Origin of the sequence: Devosia sp., from assembly GCF_025809055.1 — a bacterium.
Lineage (GTDB): Bacteria > Pseudomonadota > Alphaproteobacteria > Rhizobiales > Devosiaceae > Devosia.
The window spans coordinates 2587629-2606237 of the sequence record NZ_CP075529.1 but is presented as its reverse complement, the minus strand read 5'-3'; the positions used below and the strand labels follow the sequence as shown (position 1 = coordinate 2606237).

17 protein-coding genes are annotated in these 18609 nt (G+C 64.2%); 8 read left to right on the top strand and 9 right to left on the bottom strand.

The features are described 5' to 3' along the window. Nucleotides 1–155: 155 nt before the first annotated feature. The 3 genes from hemW to rph form a co-directional block, all read right to left on the bottom strand. Complete coding sequence (gene hemW, locus KIT02_RS12810) at nucleotides 156–1310, bottom strand: radical SAM family heme chaperone HemW (protein WP_297578262.1); 1155 nt, start codon at nucleotides 1308–1310, stop codon at nucleotides 156–158. Nucleotides 1311–1559: 249 nt separating this feature from the next. Beyond that, nucleotides 1560–2207, bottom strand: a complete 648-nt coding sequence (locus KIT02_RS12805; RefSeq protein WP_297578258.1) for a non-canonical purine NTP pyrophosphatase — start codon at nucleotides 2205–2207, stop codon at nucleotides 1560–1562. A gap of 205 nt (nucleotides 2208–2412) precedes the next feature. Further along, complete coding sequence (rph, locus tag KIT02_RS12800) at nucleotides 2413–3129, bottom strand: ribonuclease PH (RefSeq protein WP_297585278.1); 717 nt, start codon at nucleotides 3127–3129, stop codon at nucleotides 2413–2415. Between the two features lie 144 nt (nucleotides 3130–3273). Between rph and hrcA the strand changes: the two genes are divergently transcribed. Both hrcA and grpE read left to right on the top strand, forming a co-directional pair. Next, nucleotides 3274–4353, top strand: a complete 1080-nt coding sequence (gene hrcA / locus KIT02_RS12795) for a heat-inducible transcriptional repressor HrcA (protein ID WP_297578256.1) — start codon at nucleotides 3274–3276, stop codon at nucleotides 4351–4353. Between the two features lie 129 nt (nucleotides 4354–4482). Continuing rightward, on the top strand, nucleotides 4483–5070 hold the full coding sequence (gene grpE, locus KIT02_RS12790) for a nucleotide exchange factor GrpE (RefSeq protein ID WP_297578255.1): 588 nt from the start codon (nucleotides 4483–4485) through the stop codon (nucleotides 5068–5070). A gap of 239 nt (nucleotides 5071–5309) precedes the next feature. Here the strand turns inward: grpE and pncA are convergent, their stop codons facing one another. Together pncA and pabB are read right to left on the bottom strand one after the other, a co-directional pair. Next, nucleotides 5310–5942 (bottom strand): bifunctional nicotinamidase/pyrazinamidase, encoded by a 633-nt coding sequence (pncA, locus tag KIT02_RS12785; protein WP_297578254.1) that lies wholly within the window; start codon nucleotides 5940–5942, stop codon nucleotides 5310–5312. After that, on the bottom strand, nucleotides 5929–7713 hold the full coding sequence (pabB, locus tag KIT02_RS12780) for an aminodeoxychorismate synthase component I (protein WP_297578253.1): 1785 nt from the start codon (nucleotides 7711–7713) through the stop codon (nucleotides 5929–5931). Before pabB ends, pncA begins: the two co-directional genes overlap by 14 nt. A 165-nt stretch (nucleotides 7714–7878) precedes the next feature. On the opposite strand from pabB, the gene KIT02_RS12775 reads away from it, so the two are divergent. Together KIT02_RS12775 and dnaK are read left to right on the top strand one after the other, a co-directional pair. Continuing rightward, nucleotides 7879–8211 (top strand): hypothetical protein, encoded by a 333-nt coding sequence (locus tag KIT02_RS12775; RefSeq protein ID WP_297578252.1) that lies wholly within the window; start codon nucleotides 7879–7881, stop codon nucleotides 8209–8211. A 224-nt stretch (nucleotides 8212–8435) separates the two neighbouring features. Then, a complete protein-coding gene (dnaK, locus tag KIT02_RS12770; protein WP_297578251.1) occupies nucleotides 8436–10352 on the top strand; it encodes a molecular chaperone DnaK in 1917 nt (638 codons plus the stop codon). Between the two features lie 206 nt (nucleotides 10353–10558). Here dnaK and KIT02_RS12765 read toward each other — a convergent pair whose 3' ends face one another. Then, a complete protein-coding gene (locus KIT02_RS12765) occupies nucleotides 10559–12250 on the bottom strand; it encodes a hypothetical protein (RefSeq protein WP_297578250.1) in 1692 nt (563 codons plus the stop codon). 265 nt (nucleotides 12251–12515) lie between these two features. Between KIT02_RS12765 and dnaJ the strand changes: the two genes are divergently transcribed. Beyond that, nucleotides 12516–13649 carry a molecular chaperone DnaJ gene (gene dnaJ / locus KIT02_RS12760; RefSeq protein WP_297578249.1) on the top strand — a complete coding sequence of 378 codons (1134 nt, stop codon included), beginning with the start codon at nucleotides 12516–12518 and terminating at the stop codon, nucleotides 13647–13649. 587 nt (nucleotides 13650–14236) lie between these two features. Here the strand turns inward: dnaJ and KIT02_RS12755 are convergent. After that, nucleotides 14237–14638, bottom strand: coding sequence for a VOC family protein (locus KIT02_RS12755; RefSeq protein ID WP_297578248.1), 402 nt, complete (start codon nucleotides 14636–14638; stop codon nucleotides 14237–14239). A 155-nt stretch (nucleotides 14639–14793) separates the two neighbouring features. Between KIT02_RS12755 and KIT02_RS12750 the strand changes: the two genes are divergently transcribed. The 3 genes from KIT02_RS12750 to pyrF are packed head-to-tail and all read left to right on the top strand — an operon-like array spanning nucleotide 14794 to nucleotide 16719. Beyond that, nucleotides 14794–15339 (top strand): NADPH-dependent FMN reductase, encoded by a 546-nt coding sequence (locus KIT02_RS12750; protein ID WP_297578247.1) that lies wholly within the window; start codon nucleotides 14794–14796, stop codon nucleotides 15337–15339. Nucleotides 15340–15341: 2 nt separating this feature from the next. Further along, entirely contained in the window at nucleotides 15342–15980 is a 639-nt protein-coding gene (locus KIT02_RS12745) for a histidine phosphatase family protein (RefSeq protein ID WP_297578246.1), read from the top strand. Nucleotides 15981–16017: 37 nt separating this feature from the next. Next, nucleotides 16018–16719 carry an orotidine-5'-phosphate decarboxylase gene (gene pyrF / locus KIT02_RS12740; RefSeq protein ID WP_297578245.1) on the top strand — a complete coding sequence of 234 codons (702 nt, stop codon included), beginning with the start codon at nucleotides 16018–16020 and terminating at the stop codon, nucleotides 16717–16719. 166 nt (nucleotides 16720–16885) lie between these two features. On the opposite strand, the gene KIT02_RS12735 is transcribed toward pyrF, so the two are convergent. Together KIT02_RS12735 and KIT02_RS12730 are read right to left on the bottom strand one after the other, a co-directional pair. Then, complete coding sequence (locus KIT02_RS12735; RefSeq protein WP_297578244.1) at nucleotides 16886–17911, bottom strand: adenosine kinase; 1026 nt, start codon at nucleotides 17909–17911, stop codon at nucleotides 16886–16888. 91 nt (nucleotides 17912–18002) lie between these two features. Beyond that, complete coding sequence (locus KIT02_RS12730; RefSeq protein ID WP_297578243.1) at nucleotides 18003–18566, bottom strand: TetR/AcrR family transcriptional regulator; 564 nt, start codon at nucleotides 18564–18566, stop codon at nucleotides 18003–18005. Between the last annotated feature and the right edge of the window lie 43 nt (nucleotides 18567–18609).

The window sequence follows — 18609 nt, the reverse complement described above, 5'->3', positions numbered from 1 at the left end:
TCTCGTTCTGACTGAATCAGAACGAAAGCTCTAAGTTTTTGAATGGTCACGTTTTCGATCCTCGGGTCGGAGCCCGAGGAGAAAAGTGGTGTCCACTTTTCTTGAAAACGCTCTGGCGCCAATGTGCTACTGAGTAGCATTCAAGTCAATCTCTCTCACGCCGCGAGGTCGGCGACGACGGCGTCGAGGACGGGGAAGCCTTTGTCGGTGACGCGCAGATTGCCGTTGGGCAGGGTTTCGAGGAAGCCGTAGCCTTTGAGCGCCTCGATCTGCTTTTCGGCAATGCCGCGGCCGGACAGGGCCATGAAGCGGGACGGGGAAATGCCCTCCTTGAGCCTCAGACCCATGACGAGAAATTCGTCGCCCTGTTCTTCCCAGGTCAGCACGTCATCGGTGGTCATGCCGTGGCCGAATTCATTGACCAGCTTGAGCCAGTCGAAGGGCAGCTTTTCGGTGGCGGTGGCGTGGCGCTGGTGATTGACCATGAGACGCCCATGGGCGCCCGGGCCGATGCCGGCATATTCGCCATAGCGCCAGTAGAGCATGTTGTGCCGGCTTTCCTGGCCGGGCACGGCGTGATTGGAAATTTCATAGGCCGGCATACCGGCCTCGCCGGTCAGATCCTGGGTCAGCTCATAGAAGTCGGCCGCCAGATCCTCGTCGGGCATCTTGAGCTTGCCGGCCTGGTGCAGGTCGAAATAGCGCGTGCCCTGCTCGATGGTGAGCTGGTAGAGGCTGAGATGCCCGCGGGCCAGCCACAGGGCTTCCTTGAGCTCATCTTCCCAATCCTCAAGCGTCTGTTTGGGGCGGGCATAGATGAGGTCGAAGCTCGAGCGCTCGAAGACAGACTGGGCAATGCGCACGGCGGCGACAGCTTCTTCGACCGTGTGACGGCGGCCCAGCTCGGCCAGTGGACCGGGGCGCAGCGATTGGACGCCGAGCGAAACCCGATTGATCCCGGCAGCTCGAAAGCCCTTGAAGCGATCCACCTCGACCGAGGTCGGATTGGCCTCGAGCGTAATCTCGGCATTGCGATCGATCGGCCACTCGGCGGCGATGGAATCGAGGATCGCACCCACCGCCTTGGGCGACATCAGCGAGGGGGTGCCGCCGCCAAAGAAGATCGACTGGACCAGCCGGTCGGGTGCCAGGGCCGCCATATGGGCGATTTCCCGGCGATAGCCCTCGACAAAGGCGTCTTCATCGAAGGGGCCGCGATGCACGTGGGAATTGAAATCGCAATAGGGGCACTTGGCCGCGCAGAATGGCCAGTGGACATAAACGCCGAAGAGATCGTTGGGATTGGTCATAGGCAACATCCCTGCGAATCAAAGAATGCCCCCACCCGGCCTCCCCCTGGAAAAGGGGGAGGAGAAGAGGCGCTCGGGCGAGCTCTGTGGACGAGCACCGGCCCGGCACCCTCCCCCTTCTTTAGGGGGAGGGGTGGGGTGGGGGTTGTTATCTTTGCCAAAATTGGCCGCCATTCGAGCATAGCTCTCATGGCCTTAGCTGCTTGAAAGGCTCCACCGGAGCCTTTCATCGACGATGTCGACCGGGCGCTAAGCATGATCGATCTGGTTTTCGACGAATTGCGCAAAGGAGCGGGCGCGGTGGGACAGGCCGCGTTCGCCGGGCTGCCAGGAATGCTTGGTTTCGGGCGCCATTTCGCCAAAGGTGATGTCATGGCCATCGGGCATGAACATGGGGTCATAGCCATGGCCCATATCGCCGCGCGGCGGCCAGACCAGGGTGCCCTCGCAGGTGCCGACATAGAGCACGTCGCGCCCATCGGGGTGGGCAAGGCAGAGCGTGGCGTTGAAGGCGGCGCGGCGCTGGCCAGGCGAGATGGCGCCGGCGGCCTGCAGGGCATCTTCCACCCGCTTCATGGCCCGGCCGAAATCGCGCGGCACCCCGGCCCAGTCGGCGGTATAAACGCCGGGCTCGCCGTTGAGGGCATCAACGCAGATGCCGCTATCGTCCGACAGCGCCAGCATATTGGCGGCTTTGGCAGCGGCATGGGCCTTGATGCGGGCATTTTCGGCGAAGCTGGTGCCGGTCTCTTCCGGCTCGGGCAGGCCCAGTTCGCCCGCAGAGACCAGATCGAGGCCAAAGGGCGCGAACAGCTCGCGAAACTCGGTGAGCTTGCCGGCATTGTGGGTGGCGATGCAGAGGCGCGCGCCGGGACGGAGGCGGGGGATGGCGGTCATTTGGCCCGTCCCTCCAAAGTGCGCGCAATGTCGTTCCATATGGGGCAGTTCTGAGGTGAAAAGCCCCCCTCATCCGTCTCGGCTGCGCCGAGCCACCTTCTCCCACGAGGGGAGAAGGAAGGCATCGCGGCTGCGGCTCCATCGCCTTCTCCCCTCGTGGGAGAAGGTGCCCGAAGGGCGGATGAGGGGGACTTTCTCAAGAACATCATGCGCCCAGCGCCGCCTTTTGCAGCAGGGTCAGTTCGCCAATGCCTTTTTCGGCCAGACCCATGAGGCTTTCGAGCTCGGCGCGGGAAAAGGGTGCGCCCTCGGCGGTGCCCTGGATCTCGACGAATTTGCCCGAGCCGGTCATGACAAAATTGGCATCGGTTTCGGCCTCGACATCTTCGAGATAGTCGAGATCGAGCACCGGGGTGCCGCGATAGATGCCGCAGGAGACGGCGCCGACGCTGTCCTTGAGCACCTGGCCCTTGGTCAGCTTGCGCTCGTCCATCCAGGCTATGGCGTCGACCAGGGCCACATAGGCGCCGGTGATCGAAGCGGTGCGGGTGCCGCCATCGGCTTCGAGCACGTCGCAATCGAGCGTCACCTGGACTTCGCCCAAGGCTTCGAGATCGACGACGGCGCGCAGCGAACGGCCGATCAGGCGCTGGATTTCCTGGGTGCGGCCCGACTGCTTGCCGGCGGTGGCCTCGCGGCGGGTGCGCGAGCCGGTGGCGCGGGGCAGCATGCCATATTCGGCGGTGACCCAGCCCTGGCCCTTGCCGCGCAGCCAGCCGGGTACGCTGGTCTCGACCGAGGCGGTGCACAGGACGCGGGTATTGCCAAAGGCGATAAGGCAGGAGCCCTCGGCCTTCATGGCCACATTGCGCTCGAGGGTCACAGACCGCATCTGGTTCGGTTCACGCCCGGAAGGCCGCATGGTCACTCAATCCGTCAGTTATTGGCTTTAACCGCCTCTTAACCTTCCTCGGCCCGGCTCACAAGCGCCGGGCGCTTGGCGGATGGGCGCTATACGCTTAAATGAGGTACCAGGGTTAAAGCTGAAGAGTTTATTCAAACCACCATGACCAGGCCCGCCGAAGACTTCCTGAGTGTGCTCAATGCCCGCAGCCAGGACATATTCCGCCGGCTGGTGGAGCGGTACCTCGCCACCGGCGTGCCGGTGGGTTCGCGCGATCTCAGCCGCCTGTTGCAGGTGGAGCTGTCGCCCGCCTCGGTGCGCAATGTCATGGCCGATCTCGAAGACCTGGGCCTGATCGCGGCGCCCCATACCTCGGCCGGCCGCGCGCCGACGCAGCAGGGGCTGCGCTTCTTCGTCGATTCCATGCTCGAAGTGGGCGCCATGGAGGAGACCGAGCGGCAGAAGATTTCCCGCCAGATCGAAGGCACGGCCGGCCATGGCCAGGTGGAGGACCTGCTGACCGAGGCCTCGACGCTATTGTCCGGGCTCAGCCAGGGCGCGGGGCTGGTGATCGCGGCCAAGGCCGACATGGTGCTCAAGCATATCGAATTCGTGCGGCTCGATGCCGCCCGGGCCATGGCGATCCTGGTGGGCGATGACGGGCAGGTGGAAAACCGCATTCTCGAACTGCCGCCCGGCTATACGGTGAGCGCCCTGCAGCAGGCAGGCAATTATCTCGCCAATTATGTCGTGGGGCGGACCTTGTCGGAAGCCCGGCGGGTGCTGCATGAGCGGCGCGACGAGCAGCGGGCCGAACTCGATGAATTGACGCAAAAGCTCGTCGATGCCGGCATCGCCACGCTCGCCAACCCGCGGGACAATGGCGCCCCGACCGTGATCGTGCGGGGGCGCGCCAATCTCATCAACGACGCCATGGCCAGCGATGAGCTGATGCGGATGCGGCAATTGTTCGACGAACTGGAAAGCAAGGAAGGCCTTCTCGACCTCTTGGGGGATGCCGAGCGCGGGGAGGGCGTGCGCATCTTCATCGGCTCGGAAAACAAGCTGTTTTCGCTCTCGGGTTCGTCGGTGATTCTCAGCCCTTATCGCGATGCCAATGAACGGGTCGTGGGCGTATTGGGCGTCATCGGACCGACGCGGCTCAACTATGCGCGCATCGTGCCGGTGGTGGATTATACCGCCCATGTGCTGAGCGCGATGATGGCGCGCAAAAGGGGGTGACCGCCCGCCGGACGCGGGCTGGCACCGTGGCGCCAATTTTGCCTTCGGGGTGGCGATACGCTTGAAATAAGGTCCCGCTTGGCCGATATGCGGGGCAGATTTGACAACACTATGCATGGAATAGACCAGATGAGCGACGAGAACGCCGCCCAGGGCGAGACGCCGGAAACCGAAGTGCCGGTCACCGAGACGCCGGAGGTCGACCCGGTCGAGGCGCTATTGGCGGAGAATGCCGAGCTCAAGGACCGCGTGCTGCGCACGGCTGCCGAAATGGAAAACCTGCGCAAGCGGACCGAGCGCGATGTCAGTGACACCCGCTCCTATGCCATTGCCGGGTTTGCCCGCGACATGCTGAGCGCCACCGATGCGCTGAGCCGGGCGCTGCTGGTCATTCCGGAAGAAACCCGGACCACCGCTGAGGGCACGCTCAAAAGCCTGATCGAGGGCCTTGAACTGGCCGAGCGCGAAATGCAGCGGCTGCTCGCCAAGCATGGCGTCAAGCCGATCGAGGCGGCGGGACAGAAATTCGACCCGCACAAGCATCAGGCCATGTTCGAAGTGCCCAATCCCAATGTGCCCGAGGGCACGGTGGTGCAGGTGGTGCAGGAAGGCTTTGCCATCGGCGAGCGCGTGCTGCGTCCGGCCATGGTCGGTGTCGCCAAGGGCGGCGCGGCGGCGGCCCCGGATGCCGGCGAGGGCGTCGACAAGAGCGCGTGAGCCGATTGGACATGACGTGGGAAGGGCGCCGGTGGGCGCCCTTTTTTGTTTTGTCGGGGCAATGGAGCGGGGTCCGAGCGGGCCATTCCCCCACCCTAGTTCCGCTACGGCCTTGGGGCCTAGCTTCACTACCCTCCCCACAAGGGGGAGGGTGGCGATGGAGCCGGGGGAACCGTGAATAATGAAGTGGCCCTCGGGTCAGGCCCGAGGGCAGCGCCTGGTATATGTGCGGGCCTGGCCTAACCGAGAATTTCTCCGCTCTTCACCCGATCGACGCCAGCCGCTTCCATGTCGGCCCAGGCCTTTTCGAGGGAGCCGTTGGCGTCGATGGCGCGGGTGGCGTCTTCGATGACGCTGACGTCGAAGCCGCCGGCGGCGGCGTCGAGGGCGGTCCAGGCGACGCAGAAATCGGTGGCGAGGCCGACGACGTAAAGCCGGCCGGCATCGCGCTCGTTGAGATAGCCGCCGAGCCCCGTCAGGGTCTGCCGGTCAGCCTCCTGAAAGCCGGAATAGGAATCGACGCCCCGCGTATAGCCCTTGCGGATGATCAGTTGCGCATGGGGAATATCGAGCGTGCCGGCGATTTCGGCGCCGTGGCTGTCCCAGACGCAGTGATCGGGCCAGAGCACCTGCGGACCATAATCGAGCTCGATGGTGTCGAAGGGGGCCTTGCCGGGATGCTGGCTGGCAAAGGAGATGTGATCGGCCGGATGCCAGTCCTGGGTGAGGACGACATGGGTGAACTTCCTGGCCAGCTGGTTGATCAGCGGCACGATCTCGTTGCCGCCGGCCACCGCCAGGCTCCCGCCGGGCAGGAAGTCATATTGGACGTCAACGACGACAAGCACGTCATCGGGTTCAATTGTGATCATGGTCGGTCCTTACCCAGTCGGCGCGGAGGAGGCCGCGCACGGAATTGCCGAGATAGACTGTATCGGCACTGGAGAGGTCGGCAAGGGTCAGAACCTCTTCGATAGCCTTGCCGGTGGCGATAAGCTCGGCGCGCAGCGTGCCCGGCAAAAGCCCGGAGGCCAGTGGCGGGGTCAGCAACTGTCCATCGCGGGCGATGAAAAGATTGGTGATCGAGCCCTCGGTCAATTCGCCGCGTTCATTGACAAAGACCACCTCATCAACGCCCAGGGCCGCGTGCGCAGCCTGGCGCGGCTGGTCGTAGAAACTGCGATTCGTGGTCTTGTGGGCCAGCCAGATCGACGCCGAATCCAGCGGTTTTTCCGCCAGCGCGAAACGGAAGCGATCGGGACTGGGCGGCAGCGGTACGGCGGAAAGATCGAGACCGGCTTCGGCAAGTGTGAGGCGCACCCGCATCGGCCCGGTCCAGTCCTTTGCCCTGCCGGACAAGAAGGCCGAAATCGCCGCGCGGTCTGTGGGCAGGGCGAAATAGCGGGCCGAATCGAGGAGGCGGTCAAGATGGCGGTCGCGCAGCGCATAGCCGGCTTCGGGCGTCCATTTGAAGGTTTCGATCAGGGTGACGGGCGGGGCCGGATCGGCCAGGAAATTGAGCTTGAGCAAGGCCTCGGCATATTCGTCACCGACACGGCTATCGGCGACAATGCCACCGCCAATGCCAATTTCGCCCCAGCCCTTATCGTCGATGACGGCGGTGCGGATGGCGACATTGAAGGCGAAATCGCCGCCGGGGGCGATATAGCCGATGGAGCCGGTATAAAGGCCGCGCGGATTGGCCTCGACGGCGTTGATGATTTCCATGGCGCGCAGTTTTGGCGCCCCTGTCACCGAGCCGCAGGGGAAGAGGTTTTCAAGCATCTCGACCAGACCGACATCGGGGCGCTTCCGGGCCTCGATACCCGAGGTCATGGTGTGCAGGCTCCGATAGGTTTCGACGGTGAAGAGGTCTGTGACCTTGACCGAGCCGGTCTCGGCAATGCGCCCCAGGTCATTGCGCAACAGATCGACGATCATCAGGTTTTCGGCGCGGTTCTTGGCGTCGGCGGCGAGGGCCAGCCGGCCCGCCTCATCCTCGGCGGTGCTGCGGCCGCGTTTGAGCGTCCCCTTCATCGGCCGGGCGGTGAGCCTGTCGCCGGAGGCGGACACGAAGAGCTCGGGGGAGCGGCTGAGGACATGGTGGTCGCCGGCATGGATATAGGCGCCATAGGCGACAGGCTGGCTCTGGGCGAGGCGCCGATAGAGACCCAGGGGATCGCCGGCAAGGCGGAACGCGGCCTTGAGGGTCAGATTGACCTGATAGGTGTCACCGGCGGCAATGAGATCCTTGACCCTCTCGAAAGCGGCGCCATAGGCCGCCGGATCGGTCAGGGGCCGGACGTGCTCGGCCCCGCCCTCGCCAGCGGCGTCGAACAGGGAAGCAAGGGCGGCGGCGTCCAGCTGTTGGGGCGCGTCAAAGAGGCCGAACCAGATCAGCGGCGTTTGGCTGGGCTGCTGCAGGCGGTGGGCCAGGCGCTCCTCGAACAGAAAACCCAGCTCATAGGCAAGGTATCCGGCGGCCCAAAGACCCTCGCGGCCAGCCGCTTCGAGCCGCGCCAGACCCTTGCGCGCCCCTGCCGCGTCATGGGCGACGATGAGTTCGCGCGGACGGGCAAAGAGCAGGTTCTGCCCCTTTGGGGTGAGATTGTCGTGCAGCAGGACTGTGCCGGGGGAAACCATGGGCCTTCTCTAGGGCCGGGCGCGGTTTCTGAAAAGGGTGGATCGGGTGCGTTTGTGACCGCGACAGGGCGACCGGGCTGCGCGAATCCTATTGCGGGCGCTCATGGCCCGGTGGCAAATAGCTGTGCCGGCCAGCTCATCTGCCCGGCCTGGGGGACTTCAATCATGAAACTGCATCTTTTGGGCGGCCTTGCCGCCCTGATGCTCGTGGCCGGCCTCTCGCCGGCCGCGGCACAGACCGTGGAATTCACGGTGATCAACAATAGCTCCTATGACCTGCACTACTTCTACACCACGCCCAGCAACGAGGATTACTGGGGCGAGGACCTGTTGGGCGACGAGGGAATCCTCGAGGCCGGATACCAGGCCACGGCGACGATCGGGGACGGTTCGGACCAGTGCCTCTATGACTTCAAGTTCGTGATGGACAATGGTGCCGAACTGATCGAACCCGAGGTCGATATCTGCCAGCTCGCCAGCTACACGATCAACGACTGAACCGGCCCGCCGCCTCCGCCGGAGGCGGCAGCCACCAGAGCCAGTCAAGCCAAAATCTGCACGCAAGCGCGCTTGAAGCCTGTCGGACACCCCCCTATATACGCCTCGAAGCCCAAACGGGCAGTGTCTGAATAATCCTAGAAGGGACCCGGCCCGCAAGGCCATGAGGCCGCTTTCGCCAGAGAGGGCATCGCAATGGGTTCGCTGAGAGAGAGGCTAGAGTAATGGCTAAAGTTATCGGTATTGACCTCGGTACCACCAATAGCTGCGTCGCCGTGATGGACGGCAGCAATCCCAAGGTCATCGAAAATGCGGAAGGCGCGCGCACCACGCCCTCCATGGTTGCCTTTTCCAAGGACGGCGAGCGCCTCGTCGGCCAGCCGGCCAAGCGCCAGGCGGTGACCAACCCCGAAAATACCCTGTTTGCCGTCAAGCGCCTGATCGGCCGCCGCTACGACGACAAGGTCGTGGCCAAGGACAAGGGCCTCGTGCCGTTCAAGATCGTGGCCGCCGACAATGGCGACGCCTGGGTGGAAGCCTCGGGCGACAAGTATTCGCCCAGCCAGGTTTCGGCCATGGTGCTGCAGAAGATGAAGGAAACCGCCGAGGCCTATCTCGGCGAGACGGTCACCCAGGCGGTGATCACGGTTCCGGCCTATTTCAACGACAGCCAGCGCCAGGCCACCAAGGATGCAGGCAAGATTGCGGGCCTCGATGTGCTGCGCATCATCAACGAGCCGACCGCGGCTGCCCTGGCCTATGGCCTCGACAAGAAGAATTCTGGCACCATCGCGGTCTATGACCTTGGCGGCGGTACCTTCGACGTGTCGATCCTCGAGATCGGCGACGGCGTCTTCGAGGTGAAGTCGACCAATGGCGACACCTTCCTCGGTGGTGAAGACTTCGACATGCGTCTCGTCGATTATCTCGCCGACGAGTTCAAGAAGGAGCAGGGCATCGACCTGCGCAGCGACAAGCTCGCCCTGCAGCGCCTCAAGGAAGCTGCGGAAAAGGCCAAGATCGAACTGTCGAGTTCGACCCAGACCGAAATCAACCTGCCCTTCATCACTGCCGACGCGTCTGGCCCCAAGCACCTGACGCTGAAGCTGAGCCGCTCCAAGCTCGAAAGCCTCGTCGATGACCTCATCGCGCGCACCATCGAGCCCTGCAAGCAGGCCATGAAGGATGCCGGCGTTTCGGCCAGCCAGATCGATGAAGTCGTCCTGGTCGGCGGCATGAGCCGCATGCCCAAGGTGCAGGAAGCGGTCAAGCAGTTGTTCGGCAAGGAGCCGCACAAGGGCGTCAACCCCGACGAAGTGGTGGCGCTGGGCGCGGCCATTCAGGGCGGCGTGCTGCAGGGCGACGTCAAGGACGTGCTGCTGCTCGACGTGACCCCGCTTAGCCTGGGCATCGAAACGCTGGGTGGCGTCTTCACCCGCCTGATCGACCGCAACACCACGATCCCGACCAAGAAGAGCCAGACCTTCTCGACCGCCGAGGACAACCAGAGCGCCGTGACCATCCGGGTCTTCCAGGGTGAGCGCGAAATGGCGGCGGACAACAAGCTGCTGGGCAATTTCGACCTGGCCGGTATTCCGCCCGCACCGCGTGGCGTGCCGCAGATCGAGGTGACCTTCGACATCGACGCCAATGGCATCGTCAATGTTTCGGCCAAGGACAAGGGCACCGGCAAGGAGCAGCAGATCCGCATCCAGGCGTCCGGTGGTCTCTCCGACGCCGACATCGAAAAGATGGTCAAGGACGCCGAGGCCAATGCCGAGGTCGACAAGAAGAAGCGCGAAGCGGTGGAAGCCCGCAACCAGGGCGAATCGCTGGTACACTCGACCGAAAAGTCGCTCAAGGACTATGGCGACAAGGTTTCGGCCGAGGACAAGGCCGCCATCGAGACCGCCATTGCCGACCTCAAGGCGGTGCTGGACGGCGACGATGCCGACGCCATCAAGGAAAAGACCGCGACCCTGGCGGAAGCCTCTATGAAGCTGGGCGAAGCCATGTACAAGGCCAGCCAGGCGGAAGCCGAAGCCAAGGCCAATGGTACCGCCGATGACAGCGAAGACGATGTGGTCGACGCCGACTTCGAAGAGGTCAAGGACGGCGACGACGACAAGAAGTCGGCCTAAGCCTGACCTGACCGAATGACAAAGCCCCGGTGGAAACACCGGGGCTCTTTTTTTGCGCTGCCCCGGCCAATTGCCAAGGCGCAGCGCCCTAGAGCATCCGTTCTGATAGAATCAGAACGGATGCTCTCACTCATTGATGGGTAGCGATTTCGAACCAGAAAAGTGGCGTCCACTTTTCTTGAAAACGCTCTACCGTTCCACGTGAATCATTGCCGCAGGCGCACGTCGCGGATGGTGGCCTGGTCGTAATAGGGGTCGATATCGAGCACCCTGATGGTGTCGCCGAGGCCGATGGCGGCGAGGGGGCTGAAGAATTCGACCGCGAGGGGATCGGCGGCTTCCTTGTAACCCTCGAGGCCATTGCCGGCGATGCGGACGACGCCATCTTCGGTATCGAGGAGCAGGGCGGGATTGTGGTGATCGAGCAGGACCGCCCGGCCATCGGCCATGGTGCTGAACCACTCATAACGCCCATCCGGCCCGGATACGGCCGCGCCCAGGGTCAGGGTCTGCAGATCGAGCGGGAAACTCAGCCAGCCCGACTGGCGCTCGGAGCCTTCGGAATACGAGCCCATCTCATAGACATCGAGCCAGATGCCGCCGGTCTCGTCCTGGCGCAAGCGCGTCTCGACATGCTGCTGATCGGGCAGGGGCTGTACCAGCCGGTGGCGCCAGCCCTGTTGCGTGCGCTCGAAATCGAGGAGCACGAGGCTGGTTTCATCGCCCCAGATATCGGCCGAGGCGACGAGAAAGCGCTCCGAGCCCAGCGGCAGGAAGGCCTGGAGATCAAAGAACATCGGATCAATGATCTCGGCCGCGAGGGTCTGGGTGTCGAGCACCACCTTCTTCTTGTTGCCGGCCGGGCCATAGGCGATGAAAAGGCCGATCTTCTCGTCGGTGCTACGCACCACATAGTCCATGACAAAGAGCCGGCCATCGGGCGCGAAAGCAGGCAGATGCCAGCCGGTCTCGTCCCCGCGCTCGAAGGTGCCGGTAACCGGCTCTTCCAGCCACTGGACCGTCTGAACCTCTGCCGCCAAGGGCGCCGCGGGCACGAGGCGCGCCTGCCAATGGGGAAAGAGATGGGTTTGGTAGAGCTCGGCCAGGGGCGGCAGGTCGGCGGCGAGCAGGCCCTGCCAGCGGGCGAAATAGGCCGAGGCATAGGGCGTCATACTGGTTTCGTCGGGCTGGGCGACGTGCATCAGGTGGCAGTCCGCATCGAGATCGGCATAGGCCACGGCCTCGTAGCGATCGGTCGGAGCGATTTCGGCATTGATGGCGGCGGCAAGCTCGCCATAGCGCAGGCGCCAGCCGGCGATTGCGGGGTTGAGGTCCGCCAGCTCCTCGAGCAGCCCCGCCGTCAGCCGGTCGGCGGCCAGTTCGCGGCAATTGACCGCCTCGTCCTCGCGGGAAACGTGATCGGGATCATAGCGATAGGTGAGGGCATGGCCGAATTCATGGGCGCCCAGCACCAATTGGTTGAAGCGGGCCATGTCGCGGGCCTCGTCGTCGCTCGAAAAGAAGGCTTCCCAGTCCCAGCGGCCCCCGGTCAGCACCTTGGACCAGTTGTCCCAATAGGGGGTCACCTCGTCGTCGGCCGCCAGTTCGGAGAGGTTTATGACCTCGGTGATGTCATTGTACCAGTTGACGATGCCGTCATAGGACTGGAGCTGCCAGGCGAGGCCATCATTGGGGGAGGCGCCGGCGGCTTTGTAGGCCTCGACCAGGGCATAGGTCAGTGTTGCCGTATCGCCGTTTTCGACGGCCCAGACGAGGTCGTGGGCGGCCTGTTCCATGGCGCCGGGCACCGCCATTTCGGAAAAGGTGGGGGGCGCATCGCCCTGGCCCATCATCGTCATGACCAGTCCCAGCCAGAAGCCGTAATCGGTCATTTCCATCGTCATCTCCCCCGTTTGGCCCAACCATAGCGGGCCGGAGCGCCGCCATCATCCCCGAATGAGGGGGTGTGGCTTGGTTGAAAGGGCGGTTGAGGCTTGCTATGAGCGGTCCCGCCCCGCTGGCCGGCCGGTTCTGCCGCCCCTTGCACTCGCGCGGCAGCGTCGCCATCTAGGCGACAAGGATGCGGCGCGTGGCCCCCAGGCGCCAGATTGATATTGCCGGATGTCCCCTGCGCCGAAACGGGCAGGGGCAAGGAGACGTTTCTTGGCCAAACGCGATTTCTACGAGGTGCTCGGCTGCCAGAAGGGCGCCGACGAGGCCGCCCTGAAAAGCGCGTACCGCAAGCTTGCCATGCAGTTCCACCCCGATCGCAATCCGGGCAATGCCGAGGCCGAGCACAAGTTCAAGGAAATCAACGAAGCCTATGACACGCTCAAGGACGCCCAGAAGCGGGCGGCCTATGACCGGTTCGGCCATGCGGCCTTCGAAAATGGCGGCGGCCGCGGACCCGGCGGGTTCGGGCCGGAATTTTCCTCCTCCATGTCCGATATCTTCGAGGACATTTTCGGGGACTTCATGGGGGGCGGAAGGCGCGGTGGTGGCGGCGGCGCGGCCCGGACCCGGGGCAGCGACCTGCGCTATAATCTCGAGATCGATCTCGAGGAGAGTTTTGAGGGCAGCACGGTCGAGATCGACGTGCCGACCCTGGCCAGCTGCGAGACCTGCGAAGGCTCCGGGGCCAAGCCCGGCACCGGCACCCATACCTGCCGGCAGTGCAACGGCCATGGCAAGGTACGGGCGGCCCAGGGCTTTTTCACCATCGAGCGGACCTGCCCGGTCTGCCAGGGGCGCGGCCAGATGATGGACCAGCCCTGCAGCGATTGCGGCGGGCAGGGGCGGCGGCAGCAGAGCCGGAAACTCTCGGTCGATATCCCCCAGGGGATCGAGGACGGCACCCGTATCCGCCTTGCCAATGAAGGCGAGGCCGGATTGCGCGGCGGCCCGCCGGGCGATCTCTATATTTTCGTCTCGATCCGGCCGCACCAGCTGTTCCAGCGCGACGGAGCTGACCTCTTCGCGCGCGTGCCGATCGCCATGACCACGGCGGCGCTGGGCGGCGAGTTCGAGGTGCCGACGCTCGACCAGGGCCGCGCCAAGGTCAAGGTGCCGGCCGGCACCCAGCCGGGCCAGCGCGTCCGGCTCAAGTCCAAGGGCATGCCGGTGCTGCGTTCGAAGGATGTCGGCGATCTCTATGTGCAGCTCGACATTGAAACGCCGCAGAACCTGTCCAAGCGCCAGCGCGAGCTGCTGGAGGAATTTTCCCGGCTCGAAACCGAGGAAACCAGCCCCAATTCGGGTGGCTTCTTCGACAAGCTCAAGAAGATGTTTGAGGCTTGAGGCGGAAACGAAATCGCTCCGGTGGAGCGATTTCCCGCCTCAAGGCCATGAGAGCTGCGCTCGAATGGCACGCGGGTGCGGCAGACGCAGCGGCACTCGTATTGACCCAAGTCAGCCGGCGCCGGAGTGGCTTGTGCTCGCTCTACCCCGGACTCAGCCTGACCCAAAAATCGGGAGATGGATCCCGGCCTGCGCCGGGATGACATCGTGGGTGGGGGGTGGTTTTGGTGACCCAAAGCCGGGCTATCGCGAATGACCAACTTGGCCTTGCCGTGATGTGCCAGTCGTCTCCCTCCCCCTTGTGGGGAGGGATCAAGGGTGGGGGTGGGAGCCCGAAAATTGGGGCTTTCGTCACCCCCGCCTAGCTTTGCTACGGCCATTGGGCCTAGCGTCGCTACCTCCCCCTTCAAGGGGGAGGTGCAGGCCGGTGCGTGGGGAAGTCTCTACCCGGCTCAGAGGCGATGGCCTCACTTCTTGAGAGATAACTGGCCGGTGCGTGCGGTTGCGCCGTGCCATTCGAGCATAGCTCTCATGGCCTGATCGCCTCAAATCGCCCCACTGGGGCGATTTGCCTTACGGGACGGCTCTCAGGGCATCTGGCTCATGTCCATCCAGACATATTCCCAGATGTGGCCGTCGACGTCGGCGATGGCGCGCGAATACATGAAGCCGTAGTCGGTGACCTCGCGGGTTTCGCGGCCGCCGGCCTTGAGACCGGCTTCGGCGATGGCGTCCACCGCCTCGCGGCTGTCGCGGGACAGGGCATAGAGCGCCTGGGTCTGCGTCTTCGGATCGGGAATGGGATTGGGCGAGAAGCCGAGGAATTTCTCGTGGGTGAGGACCATGACATAGATGGCCTCGGAAATGACGATGCAGGCGGCGGTCTCGTCGGTGAACTGGGGATTGTGGTCAAAACCCAGGGCCTTGTAATAGGCCATGGAGGCGGCAAGATCGCGGACCGGCACGTTGACGAAGATCATCGGGGCCATCTGAATTCTCCTGAGATTGGACCGTGCGTCTGTTGGGGCAATGCTACCCTCTTGCCTTCGACGCACCAACCGCGCCAGTTTCGACACGCCCAAACCTCCGTCGCAACCAAAAATCGGTTTCTTGCGGTGGGGTGGCAGACCAGATCGGAGACAGGATGACGACGGCGCTTACCCTTTCGGGGTCCATTCGCAAGGGATCGTATAATGTGAAGCTGCAGCACCATGTGGGGCGGCGGCTGGAGGCGGCGGGAGTGGCAGTCACCGCGATCGATCTCGGCGATTTCGACATGCCCATCTTCAACGAGGACCTCGAACCCGACAATGTGCCCGAAGCCGCCGTGCGGCTGGCCGGGATGTGGCGCAGCCACGATATCGTCTTCATCGCCAGCCCCGAATATAATGGCGGGGCCAGTCCGCTGATCGTCAACACCATCACCTGGCTCAGCCGGCAGAAGCCCAGTCCCTTCCGTCATGCCGTCTTCGGCATCGGTGGCGTCAGCTCGGGAAAATACGGCACGATCTGGGGTCTCAGCCACCTGCGGGAATCGCTGACAAAGGTGGGCACGCTGGTGGTTCCGACGCTTCTGGGCATTGGTCCGGCCGAGGCGGCGTTCGATGATAATGGCGATCCGGTGGAACCAGCCATCTCTCGAAAAGTTGATCAACTGATAGATGAACTGACCCATTTCAGCCGAGGATAGCCATGCAGGCCCTTTACCTCACCCATCCGCAGGTCAAGCTCGACGCCGCCGTTCCGGTGCCGCTGTGGGGACTGTCGCCGGAAGGCCGGGCGCGCGCCGAGCGTTTTGCCCGGCGGGGTGTGGTGCCCAAGGGCAGCATGATCTTTTCGAGCCGCGAGACCAAGGCGCAGGAACTGGCGGAGCTGATCGCGGCCTCGGCGGACACGCTGACCCTGGCCGATCATGCCATGGGCGAGAATGACCGCAGCGCCACCGGCTTTCTGCCGCCGGCGCTGTTCGAGGACATGGCCGATCGCTTCTTCGCCCAGCCCGATATCAGCGCGGCCGGCTGGGAACGGGCGGTGGATGCGCAGCGGCGCATCGTGTCGGCGGTGACCACGGCTCTCGCCAGCGTGCCCGAGGGGGCGGTGACGGTGTTTTGCGGCCATGGCGCGGTGGGCACGCTGCTCAAATGCCATATCGGCGGCCGGCGGATATCGCGCGAGGAAGACCAGAGCTGCATCGGCGCGGTCGGCGGCGGCAATGGCTTCGTCTTTGACCTGGCCCGGCGGCAATTGCTGACCGACTGGACGCCGATGGAAGAGATCGGCCCGAACTGGCACGAGAGCCCAAAGCTTGCGGAGCCAGCGGTTTTGCTCTAGGGCCAGAGCATCATTTTACATCGCGGGGAGAACCATCATGGCAGGCCAGTTGATCGTGGGGCTGGACGTTTCGTCGCGGGCGCGCGCCGAGGAAATTGTTTCGCTCCTCGGGGACAAGGTGGATTTCTACAAGATCGGCTACCAGTGCTTCTATGGCGCCGACGGGCTGGCGCTGGGCAAGGCGCTGCTGGCGGCCGGCAAGAGAGTGTTCTTCGATCTCAAACTGCTCGACATCGACAACACCGTCGAAAAAGGCGTGGCGGCCATTGCCGAAACCGGCGCCACCATGCTCACCGTCCACGCCTATCCCAAGGCCATGCGCGCGGCGCAGAAGGCGGCAGAGGGATCGGGATTGACCATTCTCGGGGTCACGGTGCTGACCTCGATGGACGATGACGATGTCAAGGATGCCGGCTATGCCCGCGACGCCGCAGGCCTCGTGGCCCAGCGCGCCCGGCAGGCCCGCGAGGCCGGGATCGGCGGCATCGTATCCTCGGCGCGGGAAGCGGAAATGGTGCGCAGCATTATCGGGGGCAAGATGGCGCTGGTGACCCCGGGCATTCGCCCCGCCGGAGCGGCACTGGGAGACCAGAAGCGCGCCATGACCCCGGCCGATGCATTGACCGCCGGCGCCAGCCACCTGGTGGTGGCGCGGCCGATCATCGCTGCCCCCGACCCGGCAGCTGCCGCTAAGGCCATCCTGGCAGAAATGGATGGCAAGCGGATCAGCGTGGCTTAAATCTGCTGACGGTTGAACTGACCCTGCGAAAGGCGCCTTTGCCCTAACCCCTTGTAGCGGAAGCGGAGCCGGAGACACCCCCTCCCACCTTTGCTACGGCCCTTCGGGCCGAGCGCCGGTACCTCCCCCTTCGAGGGGGAGGTGAAGGGGCGAAGGAGGCGGGAGATCAGTTCAGTGGTGAAACCGCCTGGCCGGTCAGCCCGTGTTGCCGGGACAGGTCTGCGAGATCGAGCTGGGGCCTGGCCCCGATATGACTGATGATCTCGGAGGCCGCCAGGCAGCCGGTGCGCAGGGCCTGGTCGAGGCTCTGGCCGCGGGCCAGGGCGAGCAGGAAGCCTGAGGCGAAGAGGTCGCCGGCGCCGGTGGCGTCCACGACCTTGTCGACCGGGAAGGCCGGCACGGAAATCACCTCGCCATTGCAGACCGCCATGGCGCCGTCGGCACCCATGGTAATGGCGGCGACCTCGGCATCCTTGGCGATCTCGCGAATGGCGGTGCCCAGATCATCGGTCTGGTAGAGCGACTTGACCTCATTCACATTGGCAAAGACGTAGTCCACGGTCTTGGAGCGGATGAGATCGAGGAACTCGGCGCGATAGCGATCGACGCAGAACGGGTCGGACAGGGTAAAGGCGGCGGCGCGCTCGTGCTTGTGGGCATAGTGGGCGGCGAGTACGAAGGCCTTTTTGGCCTCGACCGGATCCCAGAGGAAACCTTCCATATAGGTGATGGCGGCACTGCCGATCCTGTCGGCATCGATATCGCGCTCGGTCAGTTCGTGGCAGGCGCCGAGATAGGTATTCATGGTGCGCTCGCCATCCTCGGAGAGGAAGATCATCGACCGCGCCGTGAGGGCGCCCCCCTTGAGACGGGTGGTGTCGTAATGGACCCCGATTGCCTCGAGATCGCGGGCGAAATCATCGCCGAGCGCATCGTCGGCGACCTTGCCGACAAAGGCGGCGCGGCCTCCAAGCGAAGCAACCCCGGCCGCGGTATTGGCGGCCGAGCCCCCGGAAATCTGCTGCCGCTGCGCCGGCATCTTGGCATAAAGGTCTTCGGCCCGATCGGTATCGATCAGATGCATGATCCCCTCGCTCATGCCCTCGCGCGCGATGAAACCGGGTTCAACAGGCGCGATGATGTCGACGATGGCGTTGCCGATGGTCAGCACGTCGAAGCGGGTCTGGGTCATGCGGGGGATCCGGCGTTGGAGAGGAAGCCGTAAGCCGGTTTAGAGCAAGAGAGCAGGCGGGGCAATGTTTTCGGCCCGGCCCAGGGCTCGGCTAGAGCCCGCCAATGATCTCGGCAATCAGGACCTCGGTATCCTCGCCGGCGCGGATGGCAATCTGCCCGTCGAGCAGCAGCACGGCCAGGCCATGCACCTTGGCCCAGGCGGACAGCGCCTTGATGCGGCCGGCCGAGACATCGCCGCCCACGACATGGCGGAGCGTGTCGAAGGCAGTGTCGGCGGCCATGCGCAGGCCGGGGCGGCCATCTTTCTTGAGTTGCGGGGAAAACATCAGGCGGAAGAGATTGGGCTGTTCGAGCGCGAACAGCACATAGGTCTTGCCCATGGCGGCCATGGGCTCGGCGGGATGGCCCGCCGCCACCGCCTCCATGCGGGCGCTGAAGCGCTGGAATCCGGTGACGGCCAGAGCTTCGAGCAGGGCCATGCGGCTGTCGAAATGCCGGTAGGGGGCGGCAGCCGAAACACCGACGGCGCGGGCCAGGTCGCGCAGGCCGAGCCCGGCCTCGCCCCGCTGTTCCAGAATGACCAGCGCCGCTTCCAGCAGTGCCTGGCGCAGATTGCCGTGATGATAGGGGCTGTTTTCAGAGGATGTTGACATTGTTTACATCATGCCCAAATATGTAAGCACTGTCAACATGAGG